This is a genomic window from Paenibacillus sp. LC231 (assembly GCF_001860525.1).
Taxonomy (GTDB): domain Bacteria; phylum Bacillota; class Bacilli; order Paenibacillales; family Paenibacillaceae; genus Paenibacillus_AQ.
The window spans coordinates 82,032-103,367 of the sequence record NZ_JFOM01000049.1 but is presented as its reverse complement, the minus strand read 5'-3'; the positions used below and the strand labels follow the sequence as shown (position 1 = coordinate 103,367).

The window sequence follows — 21,336 nt, the reverse complement described above, 5'->3', positions numbered from 1 at the left end:
CTATTACCATCGTTATATAATCCTCTAATCGGAAGAAGGTTTGAGATAAGATGATCTACATTAAAGATTTAATGAGCGGGCTTGATATTTTTAAAGCGCTCAGCTCGGAAATTCGCATTCAAATTTTGGAACTGCTGGCCAAGAACCAAAGCTTGAACCTGAACGATCTCGCGAACAGGCTGAATCTCAGCAATGGCGCTATTACCATGCATATCAAGAAATTGGAAGATAGCGGCCTGATCGAAATCAATACGACTGGGGGGAAGCATGGCATTCAGAAAATCTGCTACCTGAATAAAGATACCCTCATGGTTGATCTTCGCAGCAAGGACATTGATAACTTGTACGAGGTGGAGATTCAGGTTGGCCATTACAGCGATTATCAAGCTATCCCGACCTGCGGGCTTGCGACCAAGGACAGCATTATCGGAGATTTTGACGATCCGCGTTATTTTGCCGATCCGGAGCGGATCAACTCGGAGATCATCTGGCTTACCGAAGGTTTCCTGGAATACCGGATTCCGAATTATTTGAAGTCCAACCAATCGTTCCGCGAGATCCAATTCTCTCTAGAGCTTGGCTCCGAGGCGCCGGGATATTGCGACAATTATCCATCGGACATTTTCTTTTACGTTAACGGGATCGAGATTGGCAGCTGGACAAGTCCGGGAGATTTCGGGGACAAACGGGGTACCTTCAACCCGGAATGGTGGCCGCCGCATTTGAATCAATACGGCATGTTGAAGCTGATCCGGATTAACAAGGAAGGCAGCTTTATCGATGGATGCCGCATTTCGGATGTCGGTCTGAACCAGATTCAGCTTGATTACAAGAGCGAGCTCACCTTCAGGATCGCCGTTAACGAGCGATCTGTTAATAAACGCGGTTTAACGATTTACGGCAAGCATTTCGGCAACTACAGCCAGGACCTGTTGGCTCGCGTGCTGTATGATGTGAAGGAAGATTAAGAGGGAATTAGCGGTATCGGTGGAATACAAGCCTCACGCGTACAAGAACCGATGGATTATGATACGTTATTTGAATGCTTTGAGACACATAGGATTTCAACAAAAAGGGGCTTTCCATGATCATTCGATCATAAAGGGCCCCTTTTTCATAGATACCATCATATGCCTGTGTTAAGAACAAGAATGATAACTTCACTGTTTTATTGAACGATTACAGTTCATGATTCATCCACTTCCATGGACTGTCCCGTCTTTTCTAACCAACCTTGGCCTCGTTCAATGCCCTCAAAATGGTATGGCGGTCGCGCAGCGTGTGCGCCTCCTGAAGACTCTCCCGGAACAGCTCGTCATCAATGCCAAGCTCCTGCAGGGTTGACGGACCTCCGGCTTGCCGCAGCAGCTCGGCGATCTCCTCCTTCGAAGGGACCTTACGCAGCCACTCCCGAACCTGCTCTCTATATGTCTCCCAATGTGCAGGCTCGGCATGAGGATACATGCCCTTATCGGCCGCGTCGTGATAAAGGCTCGATATTTCGCTGCAGGCCACCCCCACTTTGGCACCATGCAGCAGGGCCCGGTTGCCGCGGCGCAAGTACTCCATCTCCCAATAATGCGACAGATGATGTTCCGCCCCGGAGGCAGGGTGGGACTGACCGAACAGCAGCATCGCGATACCCGACTCGATTAAAGCCGTCATCAGAATGCGAATCCCTTCCTCCGTGCGCTGGCCAATCGCCTCCACATGCTGAATGCAAGCCTCAAGCGCCTTCTCCGTAATGGCCGCCACCTGTTCATCATAGGGCTCGCCGGCCGTGGTCGAAGAGAATTTCCAATCCAGCAGCGATGTATATTTGCCTAGCATATCGCCAAAGCCTGCCGCTACCAGCGGCTGCGGTGCCTTCACAAGAATGTCCGGATCGGCGAATATCGCGATCGGAGCCGTGGCCGCAAAGGTTTGCTTGACTCCCCGGACCACGATCGGCGCTCCCGCCGAAGTAAAGCCGTCGACCGAAGGTGCCGTAGGTACCGAGATAAACGGCTTGCCGCTCCGATGACTCACAAAGCGCGTAATGTCATGAATGGTCCCGGACCCCACAGCGATCAGGCATCCTGTCCCTTCAGGCTCCACTTCGATAAACAGCTGCATCAAGGAGCGTTCATCCGCGACAACGTCGCCTTGCTCATCTGGCTGAATCAGGCACAGCCGGGGCTTCTGACCATCGGCTTCCAGGCTCTGCACCAGCTTTTTACCCGCCGCTTCATACGTATTCGCATCTGCAACAACGATTGGTGAACTGAGGGCCTGCCGTTTAAGATACGAAGGCACGTCTTGCACAGCGCCGGGCTCAAGCACCATGGTTTCTAACCCGCGGAACGTCGGCTGCAGCTCCCTAATCCGGTTCATTAAACCTTTTGCATCGTTCAAGTAATCCGTCACGTTCGTTCCTCTCCTTCATCCCATCCTGCCGTATTTATTCAGGCTTCTAGTCTGACAGGGCCTATTCAGCCGATTGCTTAATTCGTTTCAGCCGTTTCATCACGTCGTTTTCGCCCCGGCCAAAATAGTCATGCAGCTTGCTGTATTCCTGATACAGCTGCTCATACACTTCCACATGCTCCGGAATCGGCTTGAAGGTCTCTTCCTTCACCCGTGCCATCTTCTCGGCGGCATCGATAATCGAATCATACCCGCCCTGCGCCTCGCCCGCAGCGACTGCAGCGAACATCGCGGCACCAAGCGCCGGCGTCTGTTTGGAATCAGCCACCATAATTTCGCGATTCGTCACATCCGCATAAATCTGCATCAAGAGACGGTTCTTTTGAGGCAGTCCGCCGCAAGCATAGAGGACGTCCACCGCGACACCGTTCTCGTGAAAAGCGTCCACGATTTTGCGCGTGCCGAATGCCGTCGCCTCAAGCAAGGCACGGTAGATTTCCTGCGGCTTCGTCAACAGGGTCATCCCTAATATCAGCCCGGTCAGATCCGTATCCACCAGCACGGAACGGTTGCCGTTCCACCAATCCAGTGCAAGCAATCCGGTTTGACCCGGCTTATAGGCAGCCGCTTCTCGCTCAAGCCATTGATGCACGCCGATTCCTTCCTCGGACGCAGCTTCCTTTACATACGCGGGAAGTGCTTCCTCGACGTACCATTCAAAAATATCGCCTACTGCCGATTGCCCGGCTTCATAACCGTATAATCCGGGAATGATGCCATCCTCGACGACACCGCACATCCCTTCAACCTGCTTCTCTTCGGTACCGAGCAGCATATGGCAGATCGATGTGCCCATCGCCATCACCAGCTTGCCCGGTGTGACGACACCGACCGCAGGCACCGCGGCATGAGCGTCAACGTTGCCGACGGCCACGGCAATCCCTGGAGTTAAGCCCATCATCTCCGCCATCTTCTCAGTAAGACCGCCTGCGCTGCTGCCGAGGGGACGGACCTCTCCGCGCAGCTTCGTATCGGTCAGATCCTCCAACCGGGGGTCCAGCGCCTTAAAATATTCCTTGCTTGGATATCCGTCTTGTTTATGCCATATCGCCTTGTAACCAGCCGTACAGCTGTTGCGGACAATCTGGCCGGTCATTTGGGAAATGACCCAATCGGTCGCTTCCAGGAATCGGTCCGCACGTTCATAGATCGCTGGTGCCTCATCAAGAATTTGCCAGACCTTGGCAATCATCCATTCGGAAGAAATCTTCCCGCCATAGCGGGGCAAGAAGGCTTCTCCGCGCTCAGCGGCAATCGCGTTGATCTTGTCTGCTTCAGGCTGGGCGGCATGATGCTTCCACAGCTTAACCCAGCTGTGCGGCTGGTCGGCCAGCTCCGGTTGGAAGCAGAGCGGCTCCCCAAGCTCGTCAACGGGCAGCATGGTGCAAGCCGTAAAATCAATGCCGATGCCGATCACATCCGCCGGATCAATGCCGGATTGCTGAATAACGGCAGGCACGGATACCTTCAGAACCTCCAGATAATCCCCCGGATGCTGAAGCGCCCAATCGTGCTCCAGCTTCTTACCGGAACCTGGTAAAAACTCATCGATAACATGATGCCGGTAAGGCGTAACATGATCCGCTACTTCCTGCCCGTCAGCCAAATTAACCAACACCGCACGTCCGGACTGTGTTCCGTAATCGACACCAATGGTGTATTTATTCCCCATCTCATTTCCTCCTACAGATGAAATCATGAATGACAATCGTTACTTTTGACCGTAATAGGCATTAACTCCATGCTTCCGCAAAAAATGGCGATCCAGCAGCGTCTGATCCATCGGTTCGGTTTCCGGATTAATTTGCTGCATCCGGGCTGCAATCTTGGCGCACTCCTCCAGCACTACCGCATTATGCACCGCATTATGCGGATCCTTGCCCCACACGAATGGCGCATGCGAATGGACAAGCACACCGGGTACCATGTTCGGATCCAGGTCCGCGAATCGCTCGACAATGACGTTGCCCGTCTCCAGCTCATAGGCCCCCTCAATTTCTTCGCGGGTCATGGGCCGTGTAACCGGAATCTCTCCGTAAAAATAGTCGGCGTGCGTCGTTCCATAGGCAGGAAGCGCACGTCCGGCTTGAGCCCAGCTCGTTCCCCATGGTGAGTGGGTATGCACAATTCCGCCGATCTCTTTAAAGTTCTGATATAGGACCAGATGAGTCGGGGTATCGGAGGAGGGACGCATATCCCCTTCAACGACATTTCCCTTCAAATCCAGAACGACCATGTCGGCCGCTTTTAAATCCTCATAGGGCACACCGCTGGGCTTAATGACAAACAGTCCACGTTCACGGTCGATGCCGCTGACATTTCCCCATGTAAAGGTAACGAGTCCGTGCTTCGGAAGCTCCAGATTCGCCTCCAGCACCTGCTGCTTTAAATCCTCCAACATGAACAACCGCTCCTCTCTATATTTGAAAAAAATAGTTGTACGTACAAGTTGGCAGACAAAGGTCCGAAACTCGGACCCTTTACTCCCTTATTCTCTACCGTTTCTTCACCGATTCTCTCTCCACCAACTCCGGCTGAAACACCGTATCCTCTATAACGGTATGAAACTCAATCATACTAATTAATTGTCTGGCCGCCATGATTCCCATCTCTGTTTTCGGGTGGGTCATCGTCGTCAGCTTCACGCCGGAAGCAACGGCAAGCGTCGAATCATCGAAGCCGACCATGGACACGTCCTGCGGAATTTGCAGTCCGCATTGCCCGGCAGCCTCCACTAAAGATACAGCCAGCTCGTCGTTATAACATACAAACCCCGTCGGTCGCTGCTCCTCCGGCTGCTTCAGCAACTGGATGGCCTGATCATACGGAAGACTTCCCTTCTGCTCCGTTGTATACGTAACCACCCGCTCCGGTGAAACGGGAATTCCAGCCTCGCGATGTGCACGTAAGAAGCCTTTCAACCGGTTCACGCCTTGAAGATCATCCCGCTTGAAGAATCCGGCTATCGCTTGTTGTCCGTTCTCGATCAAATGACGTGCGGCCTTGTATCCGCCAAGCTCATCATCAAGCTTCAGACAAGGACATTCCAGCTCCCGATACTTCTCATTGATCATCAAAAACGGAATTCCCTTCTCCTGCAGGGACAGGAAATACGTCAAATTCGGGTTCCCCTCCGCACTCTTGGTCGGCTCGATAATGAGCCCGCTGAGCGGCTGGCTGGTCATGAGCTGAAGACTCTCCATCTCCTTCTCCTTGTTGTTATCGGTACTGGAGAGCAGCAGGCGATATCCCTTGCTGCGCAGCTCCGCCTCCGCTCCCCGAACGATATGCGGGAAGATATAATCCGAGATGTAGGTTGTAATGATGCCGATCGTCTTAACCTGCTCACTCTCCCGCCGGTCGGGATTTCTGGCGAACGTCCCTTTGCCCTGGATCCGTTCCAGCCAGCCCTCCTTCTCCAACTCGCCGAACGTTTGGCGGACCGTCTGGCGGCTTACGCCGAACTGGTCGGCGATTTCATGCTCCGAAGGAACCTGTTTGCCTGCTTGAAGCCTTCCGGATTCAAACCAGGAGAGCAGTTCGTTTTTTAATACAATATATTTGGGTATCCGTCTATTATTCATCATTCACCTCTAGCCTCACGCACTCATTATGTTAGGATCACCTGCAATCCTAAGTTATCTCGCTATTGTAACACAGGCCAGGGGAATGCCGACAGAACCAGTTACCGCAGACGGTATGCGGCTTCACTCCAACGGAGCTCGTTCTTGAAGCGCGGTATCGTTGTATCCTTATCAATAATGACCGTTTCAATGCCGACCATCTCCGCCCAATCGCTCAAATGCTCTGCCGTCATAGCATAAGAGAGGACGGTATGATGCGCTCCGCCAGCCAAAATCCACGCTTCCGCAGACTCGCGAAGGGATGGCTGCGGTTTCCACAGCACACGGGCGACCGGCAGCTTCGGCATCGGCTGTTCAACCTTGACGCCATCCACCACATTCACCAGCAGTCTGAAGCGATGGCCCAGATCGACCAGGGAAGCATTCACAGCTGGGCCGTCCTGTCCGTTAAACACGAGACGTGCCGGATCCCCCTTACCTCCAATCCCGAGCGGATGAACCTCCAGCGTCGGTTTATCCAATGCGATGGTCGGACATACCTCCAGCATGTGCGATCCAAGAATCATATGATTCCCCGGCTCGAAGTGATAGGTGTAGTCCTCCATGAAGGAAGTGCTTTTATTGCCCGCAAGCACCTTCAATACACGGGTCAGGGCAGCTGTTTTCCAATCCCCTTCCCCGCCGAAGCCGTAACCCGACTCCATCAGACGCTGTACGGCGAGTCCAGGAAGCTGCTTCATTCCATGCAGATCCTCAAAGGTCGTCGTGAATGCGCCAAAGCCGCCTTCCTCGAGGAAACGACGAAGCGCAATCTCGATCCGTGCTTGGTACGCAATGGAATCGCGTACGGGGCCATCGCTAAGCCCTTCCTTGGTTATCGAATACAATTCGGCATATTCATTCAAGAGGGCTTTTACCTCATCATCGCCGACTTCATTCATGGACTGTACAAGATCGCCGATGCCATAACCGTTCACGGACCAGCCAAGCTTGATTTGCGCTTCTACTTTATCTCCTTCGGTTACCGCCACCTGGCGCATATTATCGCCGAAGCGGGCCACCTTCAGCCTGCGGCTTTCGGCATAGGCCGCGGCAGTCCGCATCCAGCCGGCAATGCTGTCGCGAACCTCCCCGTCTTCCCAATGGCCCACAACCACCTTGCGGGCAATGCCGAGACGGGCACCGATATGACCATACTCGCGATCACCGTGCGCAGACTGGTTGAGGTTCATAAAGTCCATATCAATCGTTTCCCAAGGGATATCCCGGTTGAATTGGGTATGGAAATGAAGAAGCGGCTTCTGCAATTGGGCTAGCCCCGCAATCCACATTTTGGCCGGGGAGAAGGTGTGCATCCAGGTCATAATCCCTGCGCAGGACTCATCGTTGTTAGCCTCAAGAATCAGGTTGTATATTTCATCGGGTGTCGTTACGATCGGCTTGAACACAATGGGATAGGAAAATACAGGATCTTTATCAAACTCCGTTGCCACGATGCGGGAATGCTCAGCTACCTGCTCCAGCGTTTCGGGACCATACAAGTGCTGGCTTCCGGTGACGAACCAAAAAGAATACGGTTTCAATTTCATAATAATAACGCCTCCTGTATGAATGCTTGCTCACTAACTTGTACATACCTATATACAATCATTATCAATATACTTATAAATGTACGTACAAGTTGAATCACTCACATTCTAACCCCGCATCTCAAAAATAGCAAGATCAAAAATAAAAAAAAGAGCTGCCCCTGCAGGTGGAAAAAACGAACCCTTACAGAGACAACCTTCTATTTATTCAAATGATGATGATCATTTACCTCCAAACGCCAATGAACTTGAATGAATACTCTTCCTTAGACCGTCAAATAATGCTCGAACTGCTCCATATCGATAGCATCCTGTACCCCTTCGGCAACAATTGTACCTTTATCCATGACATAGATATAGTCGGCTACGCTCCGGACAAACTCGATGCTCTGCTCCACCAGAATGACCGACGTTTCCCCTTTGGCTTTGATCCCCCGGATCACGTCTTGAATTTCCTCCACGATGGAAGGCTGGATCCCCTCAGTCGGCTCGTCGAGCAGCAGAACCTTGGGTCTGGAGGCGAGCGCCCTCGCAAAGGCTAGCTGCTGCTGCTGACCACCGCTTAAATCACCACCTTGACGGTGGTACATTTGGGGCAGCATTGGGAACAGGGCTAACACATCCTCCGGGAATGCCTTCCTCCTCGGCACGATTGGCTCAAGTCCGAGCAGCAGATTTTCCATCACGGTAAGCTGGGGGAAAATCTCGCGCCCTTGCGGAACATATCCGATGCCGCCTCTCGCTCTTTTTACGGAATCCCAGCCGGTAACCTCCTGCTCGCCAAGAGTCATCCGTCCCTGTCGGATTTTCAGCTGCCCGGTCAGGGTCCGCATGAGCGTGGTTTTGCCGACGCCGTTGCGCCCTACCAGACATACGACCTTCGCCGGGTCGACAACCATGGATACGCCGCGGAGGACGGGACTCTCCCCGTAGCCCGATTCAATGCCCTGCAGCTTGAGCATTCGCCTCCCTCCTTTTTCCCAGATAAACCTCGGCTACCAGCGGATCGCGTTGAATCTCCTGCATGGAGCCTTCCTTCAGCAGTTTCCCTTCATGCATCACGGTAACCTTAGCGGCAAAAGAGCGCACAAACTCCATGTCATGCTCAACGACAACGACGGAGCATTCCTTGGCGATACGCTGGAGGAGCGCGCCGGTCTTCATCGTCTCCTCGTCCGTCATCCCCGCTACCGGCTCATCGAGCAGCAGAAGCCGCGGCTTCTGAAGCAGCAGCATGCCGATCTCCAGCCATTGCTTCTCTCCATGCGACAGAGAGCCTGCCCGAACGTGTAGCCGATCGGGCAGCCCGATCAACTCCAGAACCTTCTTCATCTCGAACGTGGTGCACCGATTTCTCCTGGCCTTCAGCGCACGGAACACGCTTCGATCGGGATCGACTGTCAGCTCCAGGTTTTCTTTGACGCTCAAGTTTGGAAATATCGACGGCGCTTGAAATTTTCGCCCCACACCGAGACGGGCGATTTCATACTCCCGCTTTCTGGTGATTTCCTGTCCGTCCCCAAGCAGCACCTTTCCTGCGGCAGGCTTTGTTTTCCCGCAGATCACGTCCAGCATCGTGGTTTTTCCCGCGCCGTTCGGGCCGATCAGAAAATGCAGCTCATGCTGACGCAGTGCCAGATTCATGCCGTTTACTGCCACAAACCCGCCAAAAGTGACCGTAATGTTCTCCGCGGACAACACGATGGGGGGAATACCGATGTCCCTGACTTCTCCATGGACAGCTAGCGGCATATCAACTCTCTTCGCGTATGGCTGCATGCACAGTCCCTCCTCTTCGAGATAATGACGAAACCACCTTGCTCCACAATCCGGTCAATCCTTTTGGCATCAACACAACAACGATGACAAATAATGCACCCAATACAAGCAGCCATCCTTCCGGATAAGCCTCGCTGATCCCGGTCTTGGCTGCGTTCAGCAGCACGGCGCCAATAATAGCGCCGATCAGCGTTCCCCTGCCGCCGAGAGCGACCCAGAGCACCATTTCAATGGATGGAACGATGCCCATCATTGACGGCGAAATAATGCCGACCTGAAGGACAAACAGCATGCCTGCAAGCCCGGCCAGACCGCCCGATACGGCAAAGGCAAAGGTCTTGTAACGGGAAGGGTCAAAACCCAGAAACCGCACCCGGTTCTCCCCATCTCTGGAGGCTTCCAGCACCTGGCCCACCCTGCTGTTCACAATTCTTCGGCACAGAATATAGGCTCCTGCCAAAGCGGCAAGCGTAATAAAATACAACCCGATTTTCGTTGACGGAGAGTTCAGATTAAAACCCAAAATGGAATTGTATCCCGTAAGCCCGTTCGTGCCCCCTGTCCACTCCTGCTTGCCTACAAACAGCGTAACCACAATCATGACCAGAGCCTGCGTCAGAATCGTAAAATACACGCCGACGATCCGGTTGCGAAACGTAAAGAATCCGAGTATCAACGCAAGCAGGGCCGGAAGCAGCATCCCGAGTAGCAAGGCTGCGGGGAACGATCGGAACGGCTCCCAGAACCACGGGAGCGCCGTTACTCCGCTCCATCCCATGAAGTCAGGCAGGGACGCGCCGCTGGCGTCCAGCTTCAAATACATGGCCATGGCATAAGCGCCTAATCCAAAGAACACGCCGTGCCCAAGGCTTAGAATGCCGCCATAGCCCCAGATCAGGTCAAGCCCGACCGCCAGGATCGCCAAAGCCAAAAATTTCGTCAACAATCCGAGGCGAAAAGGGGTCGTGAACAAAGGTGCCATACACATCAGGAGCAGTACCGCGCTCCACATCATCCGTTTCGATCGGCTGCCGGGGTTTCCTGTCAACCATTTCAGCACCATACCATCCCCTCCTCTCTAATCCAGGCTGCGTGTTCGTAGTGCAACGAGCCCGCGTGGCTTCCACTGCAGGAATGCCACGATGCAGGCGAATACCAGCACTTTGCCGATGGATGCCGAAGTGTAAGTCTCAAACAGCGTATTGAACACGCCGATGCCCAGTGCCCCGGCAACCGTGCCGATCAATTTCCCAACGCCGCCGAGGACCACCACCATGAAAGCATCGACGATATAGTAGGTTCCTATCGAGGGACCGATCGGGCCGAGCAGTGTCAACGCACAGCCGGCAATGCCGGCAATGCCCGAGCCGATCGCAAACGTCAGGCCGTCCACGCGTCGGGTTGAAATACCGAGACACCCGGCCATGCTTCGATTTTGCATCACCGCCCGCATTCTTCGGCCTTGGACCGTTCTATAAATATAGAGATACATGGCTGTCAGCACGACGGCCACCAATACGATGATGAACAGCCGCTTGTATGGAAGGACGATGCTTGAAGTGATCCCCAGCCCGCCATTTAGCCAGGACGGGCTGGTAACAGCCACATTCGGCGCGCCGAAGATGAATCTTGCGATTTGCTGGAGCATCATCCCGACGCCCCATGTGGCGAGCAGACTATCCAGCGGCCTGCCGTACAGATGGCGTATAAGCACCATTTCAAGCAGCCATCCGACGGCCGCTGCAACCAAGAACGATACAAGCAAAGCCGCGATGAAATAGGTGTCGAACCAGGATTTCGGCATATACGCGGTAAACAAACCTTGCGTGACGTACGTTGAGTAAGCACCGATCATGATCAGCTCGCCATGGGCCATATTAATGACATTCATCAAGCCGAACGTCACCGCTAAGCCAAGAGCAATCAATAATAGGATCGAGCTGACGCTGAGTCCGTTAAACACTTGCAGAATCGTCATTTCCATCCGGGTGAACCTCCTTTCACGAAATAGCCCGAAGGCCATCCATGCATGAAATCAAGCTTTATTCTCCGCTTAATCCCTTCGCCCAATCATAAGTTTTCAGATAAGGGTCCGGTTTAACGGGTTCTCCCGAATTCCAAAGCTCCTTGAATTGCCCGTCAGCCTGCACCTCGCCGATGCGCACCGTTTTATGAATGTGCTGATTCTCCCCATCAATGGTTACTTTTCCTTCCGGAGCGGCGAACTCAATGCCTTTTGCCGCTTCCTTCACCTTGGCCACCTCCGTTGTTCCTGCCTTCTCCACCGCGGCCTTCCATAAGTACACCGCCGTGTATCCTGCTTCGATCGGGTCAGCCGTCACGCGGTCAGCGCCGTATTTTGCTTTGTATTTGTCGACAAAAGTCTTGTTCTCCGGAGTATCGGTAGATTGATAATAGTTCCAGGCTGCCAGATGCCCCTCCAGTATATCGGCGCCGATGCCGCGGATCTCCTCCTCCGCCACGCTGACGGACAGCGTGGTCATATCCTTGGAGGTAATGCCCGCATCCTTCAGCTGCTTGAAGAAGGCCACGTTGCTGTCGCCGTTCAGCGTGTTATAGACGATATCGGGCTTCGCCTCCTTGATCTTGGCTATAATCGTGCTGAAATCGGTATGGCCCAGCGGCGTGTATTCCTCCCCGGCCAGTTCACCGCCCTCTGCCGTCAACTGTGCCTTGATGATCTTGTTGGCCGTTCTCGGAAACACGTAATCGGAGCCGAGGAGGAACATTTTTTTGCCGCGGTTCTCCAGCAGCCAGGACACTGAGGGTACGATCTGCTGATTGGTTGTTGCGCCCGTATAAAAAATGTTAGGTGAGGATTCCAGCCCTTCATATTGGACCGGATAGAATAAAAGGCCGTTGTTCTGTTCGAAAACAGGGAGCATGGCTTTCCGACTGGCGGAGGTCCAGCCTCCGAATACGGCGGCAACCTTATCCTGCTGCAGCAATTTTCCCGCTTTCTCCGCGAAGGTCGGCCAATCGGAGGCACCGTCCTCGATTACGGGTTCGATCTGCTTGCCAAGCACGCCGCCAGCTGCATTGATTTCTTCGATGGCAAGCATCTCCGCATCCTTAACGGATACCTCGCTTATGGCCATCGTTCCGCTGAGTGAGTGAAGAATGCCAACCTTAATTGAATCGCCAGCGGCTTCTACCCCCGGACTCCCGTTATCCGCACCGGCGGTTGGAGCGGCTTCCTTTTCCGTCACGCAGCCTGACATCAAGATTGCACATAAAACAAATGAGGCCCAGCCTTTAACGATCACGCTTTGTTTCTTCATTCGCTCCCAACTCCCTTTTTTACGTTTCCGAACATTCTATCTGCAAACTGCCTTCTCTGTTCGTTATCCCACATTATAGTTGCCTTATATTTCCTATGTCAATAATCATGACATTATTTTATTTATTTTTTCAAAAATAATAAGATTTCAGTTTATTTTTCGTAATTTAAGTAATATTTTCTTACATAAACATAAAGAAACCCTGAAACTCACTCTTAACATTTAAATTTCTGTTATATTTTCTAACATAAAAAACAACCCTTGATTTCTCAAAAGGTTGTCAACACCGTTACGCCATTTATCTGATCATTTTCCTGTTCGAAATTGAAATCGGTACCCGATCCGGGTAATCCGTAATAATCCCATCCACGTTAATTTGAAGAACATAAGGAATTTGCAGCATATCCCGGATGGTCCAGACCATCGTTTTCAGCCCGGATTGATGTATCTTTTGAACCAGCCCTTTGGATACCAGCCTCATCGATACATTCACATACTCCGCATAGGTCTTCATATCTACCAGCCGCTGCTTGGATAAGTCGCCCGCACTGGTGATAACAACGCCCAGCGGGATATCGGGCATCAGTTGACGAAATCGAAGGAGCGAGTCCGTATCTGCTGACTGCACGATGATCAGGTCCTTGTACCTCTCACCACCATCAGCGCCGATGATATACCTTTTCAACTCGTCTGCGACCCTTTGCTCGATACCCGGATACCGGGAGGGAGATTTCAATTCGATCAACAGCCCGATGCGCCCCGCGAAATGCTCAAGCACCTCCGCCAAAGCGGGAATGACTTCTCCTTTAAACGCCGAATCGTACCATGAACCTGCATCCAGCATACGCAGCTCCTCAAAGGTTAAATCGCCTACTTCTCCCTGCCCATCGGTGGTTCGCTCAACCGTGGAATCATGAATCACAACGACCTGTCCATCCTTGCTCAATTGGACATCCAATTCCAGCATATCCGCTCCCATATCAAATGCTTTAACAAAAGATGCCATCGTATTTTCCGGGGCATAACCCGACGCGCCCCGATGGGCGATATTAACCCAGGATTGATCGCGCTCATTCTCCGACCTCATCCAGACTTCCCGTTCCCCGGTTTGATGATAAGGATAATGCGGGACATCAGCCGTATTTTGAGAACCGGTCACTGCAAGCACAGCTGTTAGAATTACAATCATTCTTTTCATCGGGTCATCAATCTCCTAGTCGTACCTTGTTCACTTCATAGCTAGCCTTGCTGAAGAACATTTCAGGGCAGCCTGCCCATCCCCATTGATGCTAGTTCTTCCCTTTCTGCTGCAAGTTCAGTCAGATATAAATGAAGTCGGCTAGATGTTAACCAGGTATAATTATGGTTCATTTAGGAATTAGCTCTTGTAATATGAACATAAATGGAGTAATTTGTACTTATATGAACATTATGAATTCATTATAATAGAATGATGAGGAGATGAACGAACATGGAAAGACGTTATGCATCACACCCTAATGAAGTGAAACAATATGACACAGAAAGACTTCGCAAGGAATTCCATATCCCCGTCCTGTTTACGCCTGACAAGCTGGAGCTTGTCCTGACGCACGAAGATCGTATGATTATCGGTGGTGCCGCTCCCGTTCAAGAACAAGTCAAATTGGAAACCGACCTTAAAGAACTGGGTGTTTCCTCTTTCCTGGAACGCCGTGAGCTTGGCATTATCAATATTGGCGGACATGGTACCGTACTGGTGGACGGTGCGGAGCATGAACTGAACAACAAAGAATGCTTGTACGTTGGCATGGGCACGGAAGAGGTTATTTTTAAAAGCACGGATCCATCCAACCCAGCCAAATTCTATTTGAATTCTGCGCCAGCGCACCAATCATTCCCGACAGCCAAGGCCACTCTGGAGGAAGCCGATTCCAGCGCTTTGGGCGATATCAAAAATTCCAATGATCGCGTAATCTATCGTTTCATTCATCAAAAAGGCATCGAGAGCGCCCAGCTTGTCATGGGTATGACCCTGCTGAAAGAAGGAAACATGTGGAACACGATGCCTGCCCATACTCACCCAAGACGCATGGAGGCATATCTCTATTTTGATTTACCGGAAGAAGCGGTTGTCATCCATCTGATGGGTGAACCCAATGAAACGCGGCACATCGTCATGCGCAATGAGCAGGCCGTGATTTCGCCAAGCTGGTCGATCCACAGCGGGGTAGGCACAAGCAACTATACCTTTATCTGGGGCATGGCCGGAGATAATAAACGTTATGATGATATGGACCCGGTGTCCATAAAAGATTTAAAATAGAGGGGATTATCCATTAACCCACGGAAGAGTTGAGATTCATATGAACCCGTTACGACGCTATGAAAAAATAATGGAGTACCTTCTAACCCATAAAGAAGTGACTGTCGCCGACCTAAGCCAGCAGCTTCAAGTAACCGGAAAAACCATACGCGAGGATCTGACCAAGCTGGAGGAACAGGGGCTAATCGTTCGTGTGCATGGTGGAGCTGTCCTTGCACACAGCGATCAATTCGGCATCCTGCCGTCCAAAGAACCGCTTGCCAAACATCCGACTGAAAAGACCGAAATCGCGCTGAAAGCGCTGAAGCATATCAATACCGATGACATCATTGCCTTAGACGGAGGCAGCACCACGCTGGAGATTGCCCGCAGGCTGGAGGATGTGCCTCTGACAGTCATTACGAACGATGTGTATATCATCAGCGAATTGGCAACCAAGAATCATATCCGTTTGGTCGTTCCGGGGGGCTACCGGGTCCGCAATATGCTCGCAGGCCCTGAAGGTGTATCGTATGTATCACAGCTGAACATTCAAAAAGCCTTCATATCCGCCACGGGCGTCCATCTTGATCATGGATTGTCCATATATACCGGGGACTTGATCCCTTTCAAACGGGCATTAATCGAAACCTCGCTGGAGGTTTATGCCGTTGTCGATCATCACAAATTCGGTCAAACGGCATTAAGGACATTTTCATCCCTGCAGGAGATCAGCGGCATCATTACCGATGCGGGACTGTCATCCGAGACGATCAAACAATATGAAGGTGCCGGCGTTACCATGCTGTAAACGCCGCATGAAAACTCAAAACCGACCTAACTTCATAATCACTAATAGAGAGCATATGAGAGGGGATACTGGGGCATGAACAGGTTTGACTTATCAGGCAAAACTGCAATCGTTACCGGCTCCGCCAGAGGACTAGGGCAAGGCATAGCGATAGCTCTAGCCGAAGCCGGCGCGGATATCGTTGCCGTGTCCATGAATACAAGCGCCGAAACGATAGAAGCCATTACTTCACTCGGCAGAAAAGCTTCCGAAATCAAGGTCGATCTAAGCGACCAGAGCAAACTCCAGCAAACTTTTGACCAAGCACTGGAGCTGACGGGGCATGTGGACATTCTCGTAAACAATGCGGGTATTATCCGCCGGACGCCTGCCAAGGATCATGGTACTCAAGATTGGCTTGACGTGATTGATTTGAATCTGAATACCGTATTTTTCCTGTCCCAACTTGCCGGAAGACATATGATTGAACGCGGCAGCGGCAAAATCATTAACATTTGTTCCATGCTATCCTACCAAGGCGGAATCAACGTGCCCGGATATACGGCAAGCAAGCATGGTGTTGCCGGCCTTACGAAAGCTTTAGCCAATGAATGGGCCGCCAGCGGCATCCAAGTGAACGGAATTGCTCCCGGTTATATCGAAACCGATAATACGGCAGCCATCCGTCAGGATGAGGAACGACGGACTTCCATTACGGAACGTATTCCTGCCGGACGCTGGGGAAAACCCGAGGACATTGGCGGACCCGCCGTATTCCTCGCTTCCGCCGCTTCGGATTATATGAACGGACATGTGCTTTGTGTTGATGGCGGATGGATGGCCCGATAAGGAGCATAAAGCGTGTATCAAGAGCATGTCAACGTTAGCTTCAATTCTATCTAGCAAAAATAGGCTGTGCTTTTCCGCTGCTGCTGCAGGCGGAGATAGCACAGCCTATTTTCATTCTCCTTTTCCATCCAATTAGAGACCCTAAGTTCTTGCCGTGTACCGACATTTCACGAATATACGAACCATCCTTTGGGACATCCTAACTTTACGAAATGGGCCTCGAAGGACCGTGAATAAAGAAAGGATGGTTTCTGGAATCATGCGCGGAACAAAATCGATACGTTGGATCAGTCTTGCCTGTTTATTCACACTGATCGGTTCAATTGTACTTACCGGATGCACGCCTAACAGTAATGACCGGGTGCCGACCCCCAACATGGGCGTAAATCCTTACCGGGTGAACACGGGCTTCCTGCTTCGGAATGCCGTGGAGCGCGGGACCCTGCGAATTGCAACGGAACGGGATTATCCCCCTTTCAGTTACCATGGAACGGGCGGAAGACTTACAGGCTTTGATGTGGAAATCGCTGAAGAGGTTGCCCGCCATATGGAGCTAAGAGCAGAATTCGTTGAAACCGAGTGGGAGAATCTGCTGCAAGGATTGACGGAAGGCAAATACGACGCCGTCTTCAACCAGATTGAAGACAAGCCGGACCGGCGGGCTCTCTATGATTTTTCCGTTGCTTATTTATCCTCAACCCCGGTTCTGCTTGTGCGTTCCTCGGGTGAAGATAAGATTCGCACCTTCTCGGACATCAAGGATAAGCGTGTCGGCCTGAACCCAACCGGAATTTATAAGGATATGGCCAAGAAGCATGGAGCGGAAATTGTCCCGATCAAATATATATCAGACGCAGCTAACAAGCTCGCAAACGGAGAGCTGGATGCCGTCATTTCAGATCAATTATCCGTAACCAACCTGAAGCAGCAGTTCCCGAATCTGCCTGTCGCTGCCGCCGAATCCGCCGATCAGGTGTCCGAGATTTCCGCAGCCTTTGTAAAAGGGAATCCGGATCTCGTGGCCGCCGTTGATAATGCACTGGCTACCATGCAGCAGGACGGAACGTATCTGACCATTTGGAACAAATACTTTGGAGACGCCCCGATGAGTTATAAAGGCATCCATGATCGCAAGGTTAAATAGAATTTTCTAATTTCCTGACAAAAAGGCGCCTGCTCCGCTGGATTCCAGCATAGCAAGCGCCTTTTTAAATGTGCATATTATGATTCTTCGGTTGTCTCTCCCGCATCCGCTTCCTTAGCTTCCGCTTCATCCACCGTCTCTGCAGCCTCAACGGCTCGTGGCACGATGACGGTTGCGAGAACCTCCTCATCCGAAGCGTGCAATGTAATACCTTCCGGTACTTTAATATCTGCAACCGTAAGCTTGTCGCCTATCTCCAGAGCGGATACGTCCGCTTCGAGGGTAGTAGGCAGCTCGCCCGGCAATCCCTCTACTTCGATTTCGGTCACCTGGGTTTGCAGAATACCGCCAGATTTCGTTCCGGCAGCAGTACCTTGATAATCCACCGGTATGCTGACACGAACCGGCTTGTTCATGGAGATCCGCAGAAAGTCCACATGGGATACAGTGCCGCGTCTCTTTTGAATGTCCTTAATCAAAACCGGAATTTTACCGGAGCCTGGAATATCAAGCTGGAATACCTCTGAACGTCCGGTGTGGAACAGCTTGGCCGTATCCTTGAAATTAACAGCTACAGGGATACTTTCCTCGCCCGCGCCGTATACAACGCCGGGGATTCCGCCATTTTCGCGAAGCACTCGGCGAGAAGCCCGGGTGAATTCATCACGAACATCTGCTTGGAGTTGAACTGTGTTTCCTTTTGACATGAGTGACATCCTCCTTTATCGAAAACAAAGTCTATCTCATTATTACCCTATTTACCTGCTAACTAATCATGAGTTTCAGATGTTTTAAATTTCAAGCCTGTGGGTAATGAATGGTACCCCTTTTGAAATATAAATAACAGGAGCCCCCTTTTCAGTACAAAAGGAGGGCTCCTGATTTTTTAATATACAATCCTTAATACAATCCTTAATACAATCCTTAATACAATCCTTAATACAATCCTTAATACAATCCTTAATACAATCCTTAATACAATCCTTAATACAATCCTCAACTCGCCATATCCCGCTGTTCTTGGCCCTCGGAGCCGTCGTCTTTGACGCTTACCAGCGAGATCCGTACCTTGGCTTCGTCTGGCGGAATATCGATAAACCAGTCGTTCTCGCCTTCCCGATCCTCCCAATCATTCAACCTGACGATACAGCCGACCCGCTTGGTTCCGGAAGCTGCATAGAAGACCGCTCGAGCTTTGCCGCCGTCCACGCTTGAGAACGGCACGCTGCCATCCTCCACGCCCGTTCCCCACACCCACACGTTCCAGCCATCATATGCTTGATCACGTCTCTCATATTCAATCTCAACGGTAGTCAGCCCTTGCTTCTTCTGGGTCTGATCTTCGTACAACACCATCAGCGACAACCCTGGAACCGCTATAGCTCCTTGGTCCAACGTCTTGATAGTATCCGTACCTGCCTGACGATCATTCACCACGATGCTCCAGCGGTAAGGTGTTGGCGGCAGATCAACCGTCATTTCATGCTCATTCCCGTTCACGATCACTACAATCTGGCCCCAGCTATCTTGTGGATGATGCGTTAATCGGTACGCGATAATCCGATCGCTGCTGCGCAGCACTTCCATATGTTCCTCAATCTCTTCTCTTGCTGCCATACGAAATGCCGGATGAGCTTTGCGCAAGGCAATAAGGCCTTTGTAATAGTCAAACACGGGTTTGAATCGTTTCTTGTTCGACCAGTGGATCGCATTAACGGCATCGCCGCTGCGGTAGCTGTTATGATCGCCAAATTTCGTGCGGAGCAGCTCATCGCCGGCATGCAGCAGCGGAATCCCTTGAGAGAGCAGGACGATCCCGTTAGCCAGCAAGCTGCGGCGCACAGCCGCTGCCGACATTACATCTTCATCAGGAATACCGGCATAGGGTGTTGAAGCAGCCGTAGCCTGCCATACATCGCCGCCGTTAACCAGCTTCCCGTCTGTCATGCGAAGCAGACCTGCCTGTTCTTCCATCCCGCAAGCAACCAAAATTTTGTCCCACAGATTCAAATTATCGTGCACGGTGACATAATTGACCGTCTCATCCGGATGAAGCGCAAAATCATGGATCGAGCCCATCATCCCTTCAACGACAGCGCCCTCGTACCACGGTTCGCCCGTAGCAAAGCCTCGGCCGCGCCCGTCATTGTCACCCTTGATGGCATGCCGGAAATGATCATTAAATACAGCGAAACCTTGACCCTTCTGGCTTCCTTTGACGGTTTGCTCTGTCAACGGACTCATTCCTCCCGTCCAGGGCTCACCGTAGAACAAGAGAGAGCTATCGACCTCACGACGCAGCTCGCTTACAATCTCTTTCATCGTTGTTGTATCGATCAGAGCCATCAGATCAAATCGAAAGCCGTCGATATGATACTCCTCGGCCCAGTACCTTAAGGAATCCTTGATATATTTGCGTACCATCGGCTTCTCTGTAGCCAGCTCGTTGCCTACACCTGAACCGTTCGATAAATGTCCATATCCATCCTTGCGATAGAAATACCCTGGCGCCAATCGTTCAAACGGACCGTCATCCACCGTATACGTATGGTTGTAAACTACGTCCATGACGACACGGATTCCCCTTGCATGCAGAGCCAGAATCATCTCCTTCAGCTCCCGGATGCGCAGGATCGGATCCATAGGATCTGTCGAATATGAACCTTCAGGAACATTGTAATTCTGCGGATCATACCCCCAGTTATACTCGCGGCTCAAGCTGCCGGCTTTATAGCCGTCCAGCTCATTGACCGTTCGAAAATCAAATATCGGCAGCAGATGCACATGGGTCACACCTAATTCTTCGAGATGATCCAGTCCAATGGTATTCCCTTCGGAATCCCGCAGGCCACCTTCTGTGAATGCCTTATATTTACCTCTATATTTCATTCCCGAATCGGTATGAATCGAGAAATCGCGTACATGAAGCTCATAGAGCACCGCATCCGTAGGCTTCAACAGCTTGGGTCTAACATCCTGCTCCCACCCCGGCGGATTGCTCTTCGCCAGATCGACAACCGCCCCGCGGCAGCCGTTGGCTGATACCGCTGTTGCATAGGGGTCAACGGCATAATGCACGTCGCCGTGCGCTGACTCGATTTGGTACATATAATAGGTTCCATGAAGATCCCTGTTTACGACAGCCGACCATATGCCGTCGCCATTACGTTCCATCAAATATAATGTGCCACGCTCGTGATCCGTTACGAGACCTTGCTCGTTATACTCTCCCGGGCTTTCATACAAAGCCAGTTTCACATGAACCGCATCCGGAACCCACACCTGAAAGGTCGTTTCCTCTCTTCGGTACGTTGCCCCCAGCTTAACACTTGTGCAGCTCTTGATCATGTCCATAGTCATCATCACCGTCACTTATAAGTAGATTTACTTCCTAGTATGGGCGCCTGAATCATAAGACAGACCTCTAGCACATGAATGTAGAACGCTTTCATATATCATGATATGCCAAAAGCCCTGATTTGGTTTGGGTTTGATGCCAAATAACTATATATTTAGGCTATTATACTAGCAAATATGCCGGGTGTCTTT

At 51.5% G+C, this 21,336-nt stretch carries 18 protein-coding genes; 5 read left to right on the top strand and 13 right to left on the bottom strand.

All coding sequences use genetic code 11. From position 1 onward, the window contains the following. Positions 1-50: 50 nt before the first annotated feature. The gene (locus AK95_RS26025; RefSeq protein ID WP_071222822.1) at positions 51-968 is read left to right on the top strand and encodes an ArsR/SmtB family transcription factor; all 918 of its coding nucleotides are present in this window, start codon (positions 51-53) and stop codon (positions 966-968) included. A gap of 256 nt (positions 969-1,224) precedes the next feature. Here the strand turns inward: AK95_RS26025 and AK95_RS26020 are convergent, their stop codons facing one another. The 11 genes from AK95_RS26020 to AK95_RS25970 form a co-directional block, all read right to left on the bottom strand. Beyond that, positions 1,225-2,406, bottom strand: coding sequence for a sn-glycerol-1-phosphate dehydrogenase (locus AK95_RS26020; protein ID WP_071222821.1), 1,182 nt, complete (start codon positions 2,404-2,406; stop codon positions 1,225-1,227). Between the two features lie 61 nt (positions 2,407-2,467). Further along, entirely contained in the window at positions 2,468-4,138 is a 1,671-nt protein-coding gene (locus tag AK95_RS26015; RefSeq protein ID WP_071222820.1) for a ribulokinase, read from the bottom strand. Positions 4,139-4,177: 39 nt separating this feature from the next. Continuing rightward, positions 4,178-4,867, bottom strand: a complete 690-nt coding sequence (araD, locus tag AK95_RS26010; RefSeq protein WP_071222819.1) for an L-ribulose-5-phosphate 4-epimerase — start codon at positions 4,865-4,867, stop codon at positions 4,178-4,180. Between the two features lie 94 nt (positions 4,868-4,961). Further along, complete coding sequence (locus tag AK95_RS26005) at positions 4,962-6,050, bottom strand: GntR family transcriptional regulator (RefSeq protein WP_071222818.1); 1,089 nt, start codon at positions 6,048-6,050, stop codon at positions 4,962-4,964. 101 nt (positions 6,051-6,151) lie between these two features. Next, positions 6,152-7,639: an L-arabinose isomerase gene (araA, locus tag AK95_RS26000; RefSeq protein ID WP_071222817.1), complete on the bottom strand. Its 1,488-nt coding sequence runs from the start codon at positions 7,637-7,639 to the stop codon at positions 6,152-6,154. A gap of 266 nt (positions 7,640-7,905) precedes the next feature. Then, positions 7,906-8,601: an urea ABC transporter ATP-binding subunit UrtE gene (urtE, locus tag AK95_RS25995; protein ID WP_071222816.1), complete on the bottom strand. Its 696-nt coding sequence runs from the start codon at positions 8,599-8,601 to the stop codon at positions 7,906-7,908. Beyond that, on the bottom strand, positions 8,579-9,418 hold the full coding sequence (urtD, locus tag AK95_RS25990; RefSeq protein WP_071222815.1) for an urea ABC transporter ATP-binding protein UrtD: 840 nt from the start codon (positions 9,416-9,418) through the stop codon (positions 8,579-8,581). Before urtD ends, urtE begins: the two co-directional genes overlap by 23 nt. Beyond that, positions 9,393-10,481: an urea ABC transporter permease subunit UrtC gene (urtC, locus tag AK95_RS25985; RefSeq protein ID WP_071222814.1), complete on the bottom strand. Its 1,089-nt coding sequence runs from the start codon at positions 10,479-10,481 to the stop codon at positions 9,393-9,395. The genes urtD and urtC overlap by 26 nt, the downstream gene beginning before the upstream one ends. A gap of 15 nt (positions 10,482-10,496) precedes the next feature. Continuing rightward, entirely contained in the window at positions 10,497-11,402 is a 906-nt protein-coding gene (gene urtB / locus AK95_RS25980) for an urea ABC transporter permease subunit UrtB (RefSeq protein ID WP_071222813.1), read from the bottom strand. A gap of 58 nt (positions 11,403-11,460) precedes the next feature. Further along, positions 11,461-12,720: an urea ABC transporter substrate-binding protein gene (urtA, locus tag AK95_RS25975; RefSeq protein ID WP_071222812.1), complete on the bottom strand. Its 1,260-nt coding sequence runs from the start codon at positions 12,718-12,720 to the stop codon at positions 11,461-11,463. Positions 12,721-13,018: 298 nt separating this feature from the next. Beyond that, positions 13,019-13,918 carry a glycerophosphodiester phosphodiesterase gene (locus tag AK95_RS25970; RefSeq protein ID WP_071222811.1) on the bottom strand — a complete coding sequence of 300 codons (900 nt, stop codon included), beginning with the start codon at positions 13,916-13,918 and terminating at the stop codon, positions 13,019-13,021. 273 nt (positions 13,919-14,191) lie between these two features. Here AK95_RS25970 and kduI point away from each other — a divergent pair, with 273 nt between their 5' ends. The 4 genes from kduI (at position 14,192) to AK95_RS25950 (ending at position 17,787) form a co-directional block, all read left to right on the top strand. Then, a complete protein-coding gene (gene kduI, locus AK95_RS25965; protein WP_071222810.1) occupies positions 14,192-15,025 on the top strand; it encodes a 5-dehydro-4-deoxy-D-glucuronate isomerase in 834 nt (277 codons plus the stop codon). Positions 15,026-15,065: 40 nt separating this feature from the next. After that, positions 15,066-15,815 carry a DeoR/GlpR family DNA-binding transcription regulator gene (locus AK95_RS25960; RefSeq protein ID WP_071222809.1) on the top strand — a complete coding sequence of 250 codons (750 nt, stop codon included), beginning with the start codon at positions 15,066-15,068 and terminating at the stop codon, positions 15,813-15,815. 75 nt (positions 15,816-15,890) lie between these two features. After that, positions 15,891-16,643, top strand: a complete 753-nt coding sequence (gene kduD, locus AK95_RS25955; protein WP_071222808.1) for a 2-dehydro-3-deoxy-D-gluconate 5-dehydrogenase KduD — start codon at positions 15,891-15,893, stop codon at positions 16,641-16,643. 259 nt (positions 16,644-16,902) lie between these two features. Then, positions 16,903-17,787, top strand: a complete 885-nt coding sequence (locus tag AK95_RS25950; RefSeq protein WP_071222807.1) for a transporter substrate-binding domain-containing protein — start codon at positions 16,903-16,905, stop codon at positions 17,785-17,787. A 77-nt stretch (positions 17,788-17,864) separates the two neighbouring features. Here the strand turns inward: AK95_RS25950 and AK95_RS25945 are convergent, their stop codons facing one another. Both AK95_RS25945 and pulA read right to left on the bottom strand, forming a co-directional pair. Beyond that, positions 17,865-18,494 (bottom strand): 50S ribosomal protein L25, encoded by a 630-nt coding sequence (locus tag AK95_RS25945; protein WP_071222806.1) that lies wholly within the window; start codon positions 18,492-18,494, stop codon positions 17,865-17,867. 289 nt (positions 18,495-18,783) lie between these two features. After that, positions 18,784-21,135: a type I pullulanase gene (gene pulA / locus AK95_RS25940; protein ID WP_071223054.1), complete on the bottom strand. Its 2,352-nt coding sequence runs from the start codon at positions 21,133-21,135 to the stop codon at positions 18,784-18,786. Between the last annotated feature and the right edge of the window lie 201 nt (positions 21,136-21,336).